Here is a 5,122-nt window from a genome sequence, read left to right as displayed (position 1 = left end):
GTTCAGGATCATCGCCACGCAGGACAGCGCAAGGAACGTCAGCGGCACGATGGCGATCGTCGCGCGCATTCCCGCCAGCGTTGCCGCGCTCTGCCGTGCGTTGGCGACGTAGCCCACGCTGTCGAAGCTCCAGCCCAGGATTGCGGTCGCAAGCCCGATCGCGATCCTCTGGAGCAGCGCGGCCAGTCCGAACACGGTCCCTTCGACGTGAACACCTGTCGCGTCCTCGCCATATTCGATCGTGTTGGGCAGCATCGCCCAGAAGACAAAGTTGAGGCCGATGCTCGCGACCTGCATCCCGACCAGGAAGGCTTGCATCGTGCGCGGCTGGTCGAAGCGGAAGACCACGAACAGCGCGAGGCCGGCCATGCCAAGGCCCGCCGCGATCATCCACAGTGCGCGAAGTCCCGTCACCCTTGCGATCAGCATCCACAGCGGGATTGCGATGGCTCCGACCAGCCCGATTGCCCCAAGCGCGAGCTGCCCGGCAGTGGCGTCGCCAAGAACATATTTGAAATAATAGAGCGTCGATTTGTTGAGCGCGGTGTTGGCGACGACCATCGCCATCATCGCGGCGTTGAGGGTCACGAAACCGCGATTTCGGGCGAGGCTGAGCAGTGCCGCGGCGAGGCTTTGCGCGGGCGGGCGGTGGGGTCCGGATTGATCGCGATAGGTTGCACCCACCACGACCAGGATGACTGCACCGACGCAGGCGAAGACGACCGCCGCGGCGAAATAGGCGTCGGCGACCCGTCCCCCTGAAAGCCAGCTGCCGAGAGGCACCGTCGCCAATGCGACCGTCACCGCGGCTGAGGTACCGAACAGCATCCGCAGCCCGGCGACGAAGGCGCGGTCACGGTCGTCCGAGCTGATGCGGGCGGTCATTGCCAGATAGGGGACGTTGACCCCGGCATAGGCGGTCCGGAACAACAGATGCGCGGCGAAGATGCTTGCGACCATCCACTCGCCGGCCGCCGCCGGTGGCATGTAGGCAAGAATGAAGGTCAGCCCGAGCGGCACGGAGCCCGCGGCGAGCAGCGCCCCATAGCGCACCCGGTGGCCGAGCCGGTCGAGGAGAGCCCCGGCCGCAAAATTGGCGCAGCCGTCCCAGATCGATGCGACCATGTAAGTTGTCGCGGCGATCCCGATCGAGATGCCGAGCGCGTCGGTATAATAGAACAGCAGGAAGAGCATGACGCTCTGCCAGTAGAGATTGAAGGCGAAGTCCCCGAAGGCGAACAGCAGCAGCCGCAGCCGGGAGGGCCGATCAGGTACCATGTTGCGGGAGGCTGTTATTTAAGTGAGCAGAAAGTGCCTGTTGGCAAATCCTCAAAGGCATGACTTCCACGTCCCTACACGGAAATCGGGCACAACCGCGAATTCCCGCAAATCAACAAAGCCATCATGATTTACGTCTCGTTGCTCAAGCAAGCGAAGGCCGTCGTCGCCCCCAACCGCGTTGTAGGCACGGTTTATGCGTTCAGCCGAAGCGTCCAAACGCGCGGCCATCGCCTGCATTTCAATCTTGTTCAGGCGACCATCATGGTCGCGATCATACTTATCTATAATCGATTTGGCGTTCTTGGCGATGATTTGGCACTGCGATGGTCCCAATGATTGCTGGTCATGGATGGCAACCGTCGCCGGGCCGGGCTGGTCGGCGATGACGATGTGCGCGGGCCGGCCGCCGTGCACCGTCACCGCGATCTGCTTCCACCACGGCCGGAACGAGCCCTGGCGCGCACCGAACTGGAGAGTGACGCCGCGCGGCGTGGCAGTGCAGCCGATCGTCTGGCGAAGGCTCGGCCCACTCACGCTGATACCGTCGTCGAGGTAAAGCTCGCCGCGGCAATCCGTGCCCGGATAGACGTCGAGCTGCAGCGGCCCTGTCGGCGTCTCCGAAGTGCTCTGCACCAGTGCCTGGCGCGGCAGGATCGCGCCGGGGCGGACGAATACCGGCAGGCGGTCGAGCCGCGGTGTCTCGCTCGTCTTGTCGGCCGTCAGCTGCGCGCCCGTCCAGTAATCGTACCACCCCTTGCCCGGTAGGCAGATGTCGTAGGGCTCGGGCGAGTCCGGCTTCGGTGACGCGGCGACGAGCAGGTCGCTTCCGACCGTGAACGCCATCGACTGATCGCACGCGACACTCTGCATCTGCGGGTAATCGTAGAAGGTGGGACGCATGAACGGATCGCCGGTCCGTGCGCTTTCGTCCGCGACCGCGTAGAGATAGGGCATCAGCCGGTAGCGCGCCTCGATGAATCGCCTCCGGATTGCCAGATGCGCGGAGCCGTCGACCCACGGCTCGGCGCGCGGCGTGTCCTTCGCCGAATGCCCGCGATAGACCGGCGTGAACGCGCCGATCTCGAACCAGCGGGTCGCCAGCTCCGGGCTTGCGCCGCCAGTGAACCCGGGAATGTCGGCACCCGCCCAGGAGAAACCCGACAGGCCGAGGCTCAGCAACTGCTGCACGGCAAGCTTCAAATGGTCCCAGCTCGAGTTGTTGTCCCCGGTCCAGGTGACCGCGTAACGCTGCCCGCCGGCATAGCTGGCGCGGGTCATGACGAACGGCCGCACGTTCGGCCTCAGGGTCAACAGCCCGTCGTGCGTCGCCCGGCCGTTCTCCATCCCGTAGACATTGTGGATCTCGGCATGGGTCGCGCTGCGCGGCGCGAAGCCGTCGCCTTCGATCCGATGGATCGTGCCAAGCGGCATGGTCTTGGTCGGCGTGTCAAAGATCGCCGGCTCGTTCATGTCGTTCCAGAAGCCGGCGATGCCGTCATCCGTTAAGGTCTTGAACAAGGTTCCCCACCATGCGCGGGTCGAAGCGCGAGTGAAGTCGGGAAACACCGACGGGCCCGGCCAGACCGGCGCGACATAGGTGCTGCCGTCGGGGTTCTTGAGGAACTCGTCGCTGGCGGCGCCGCTGTCATAGGGAGCGTAACCCTGCTTGGGTGCATAGGCGACGTGCAGGTCGGTAATCGCGACCAGCTTGATGCCCTCGGCGCCAAGGCCGCGGGCAAGACCCCTGAGGTCGGGAAAGGCCTTGGCGTTCGTCGTGAACGGCCGGTTGCGATCCTGGTAGTCGATATCGAGCCAGATAACGTCCGCAGGAATGCGGTCGCTGCGCAGCCGGGCGGCGATCGACCGCACCTCATTGGCGCTCATGTAGCTGTAGCGCGACTGCTGATAGCCGAGCGCCCACTTTGGGGGCATCGGCGCCTTGCCGGTGAGGTCGGTGTAGCGACGGACGACATCGCGGACGCCGGGTCCGGCGATCAGGTAATAGTCGATCGGCCCGCCGTCGGCGCCGATCTCGATCATGCCCGGATCGCGGTGGCCGAAGTCGAACCAGCTGCGCCATGTATTGTCGAGGAACAGGCCGTAGGCGCCGCCCGCCGCTCCGCTGGCGATGTAGAATGGGATCGATTTGTAGATGGGATCGGTGTCGCGCTGGAAACCCCAGGCGTCCGTGTTCCAGTCGACGAAGCTCTCGCCGCGCCGGTCGAAATTGCCGGTCTTGTCGCCCATCCCGAAGATATGCTGGCCGGTGGGCAACGCCTTGCGAAGCGTGAAGCGCTGGCCCTCGACGCTGATCGGCAGCGGCGCGTCGCCGATCAACAGCTTGCCGGATGCGTCGGTCACCGTCAGCCGAAGCGTCGACGGGTCGATGTGGACCTGGAGAGCGGCCGTGGCGAAACCGTCCGGCGTTGCACGCACCGCCGCCCGCTCGGCGCGCACGGATGCCGGGACCGCCCAGCTGGCATCTTCGGGAAAGACCCCACCGGTGGCGACCCGGACTCGAAGGATCGAATCGGTGATCGCCGTCACCTGCAGCGCGACATGGCCATCGCTCGCCTGCAGCCCGCTCGGGAATGCGGTCACGCGAGGAGCTGCTCGAGCCGCGACGGGTGCGGCGAAGGTGAGTGCAAGGGCGAGCACAAGGCTCGGCGTCAGCGACCGTTTCATGCCGCAAGCTCTAACGGCGCGCGCCGCCGCCGCAACGGCTTCGGCTTTGTTTTCTCCTGCCCCTGGTGCAGAGGCGACGGCATGACATCGGACTCGATCCCACCCCGTACGGGCCTCCGCCGCCTCCGCCTTCTTCTCTGGTTTCTGGTCGGCCTCGTCCTCGTCGCGATGGCCGCAATGACCCTGATGCACCGCAGCCCAAGCGTTCCGCAGGCGCAGTCCACGACGGTCCAGTCGGGTTTCGGCGGCCCGTTCACCCTTGTCGGCGCCGACAGCAAGCCGTTCCCGAGCAGCCGCCTGCAGGGCAAGCCCTACGCGCTCTACTTCGGCTACACCCGCTGCGGCGACACCTGCCCGACGACCCTGTCGCGGCTGGTGAAGCTTCGCGCGGTGGCGGGAAGACCCGATGCGCTGAACATCGTGTTCGTCACGATCGACCCGGCCAATGACGGACCGACGGAAGTCGGCCAATACGCCGGACTGTTCAACTCGCCGATCATCGGCCTGACCGGCTCGGCGGCGCAGATCGATGCGGTGAAGAAGCAGTTCGGAACCTACGCCAAGCCCGAACCCGGCGCCGGCAAGGGCATGGTGATGATCAATCACACCGCGACCGTCTTGCTGTTCGATCGGGACGGCAAGTTCACGGGCACCATCACCTCGGACGAGCCCGACAGCGACGCGACGGCAAAGCTCAAGACCCTGACCGGAGCCTGATGACCGCCGGCTACCGCCCTGACCCGGCGATCCTCCTCCTCGGCCCGGATTTCTTCGATCCGGTCGAACCGGCCCAGTTTCCCGAGTGCCATCAGCGTTTCGTCAACGGCCGTTGGGCTGGCCGCATCGGACTTGGCGCGATCGACTGGCAAGCCCACTTCTGTCGGTTCGAACCGCTGCCCGACAATCTTCGACAGCCGCTGGCGTTGCGTTATCACGGTCATCAGTTCCCCGTGTACAATCCGGAGATCGGCGACGGCCGCGGCTTCCTGTTCGCGCAGCTCCGCGACGAGAATGCGCGTCTCCTCGACCTCGGCACCAAGGGGTCGGGCCAGACGCCCTACAGCCGCCACGCCGACGGCCGCCTCACCCTGAAAGGCGGGGTGCGCGAAATCCTCGCCACCGAGATGCTCGAAGCGCTCGGCGTCAACACGTCCAG

Annotated in this window: 4 protein-coding genes; 2 read left to right on the top strand and 2 right to left on the bottom strand. The window is 65.6% G+C overall.

Annotation, left to right across the window (positions count from 1 at the left end; all coding sequences use genetic code 11):
• Positions 1-1,278, bottom strand: a 1,278-nt coding sequence (locus JOZ79_RS01765; protein WP_294069758.1) for an MFS transporter, incomplete at its 3' end; no start/stop codon positions are given.
• Between the two features lie 51 nt (positions 1,279-1,329).
• The gene (locus JOZ79_RS01760; RefSeq protein WP_294069755.1) at positions 1,330-3,966 is read right to left on the bottom strand and encodes a TIM-barrel domain-containing protein; all 2,637 of its coding nucleotides are present in this window, start codon (positions 3,964-3,966) and stop codon (positions 1,330-1,332) included.
• Between the two features lie 81 nt (positions 3,967-4,047).
• Here JOZ79_RS01760 and JOZ79_RS01755 point away from each other — a divergent pair, with 81 nt between their 5' ends.
• Entirely contained in the window at positions 4,048-4,683 is a 636-nt protein-coding gene (locus JOZ79_RS01755) for an SCO family protein (RefSeq protein WP_294069752.1), read from the top strand.
• The coding region (locus JOZ79_RS01750; RefSeq protein WP_294069750.1) for a protein adenylyltransferase SelO family protein at positions 4,683-5,122 on the top strand (440 nt) is incomplete at its 3' end. The genes JOZ79_RS01755 and JOZ79_RS01750, both read left to right, overlap by 1 nt.

Source organism: Sphingomonas sp. (assembly GCF_019242355.1).
Lineage (GTDB): Bacteria > Pseudomonadota > Alphaproteobacteria > Sphingomonadales > Sphingomonadaceae > Sphingomicrobium.
Note: the sequence above shows the minus strand (reverse complement) of the source record. Positions and strands in the feature narration are given on the sequence as shown.

Coding starts and splice junctions, on each gene's coding strand:
- JOZ79_RS01755 (WP_294069752.1), top strand. CDS start 4,048: ATGACATCGGACTCGATCCCACCCCGTACGGGCCTCCGCCGCCTCCGC.
- JOZ79_RS01760 (WP_294069755.1), bottom strand. CDS start 3,966: ATGAAACGGTCGCTGACGCCGAGCCTTGTGCTCGCCCTTGCACTCACC.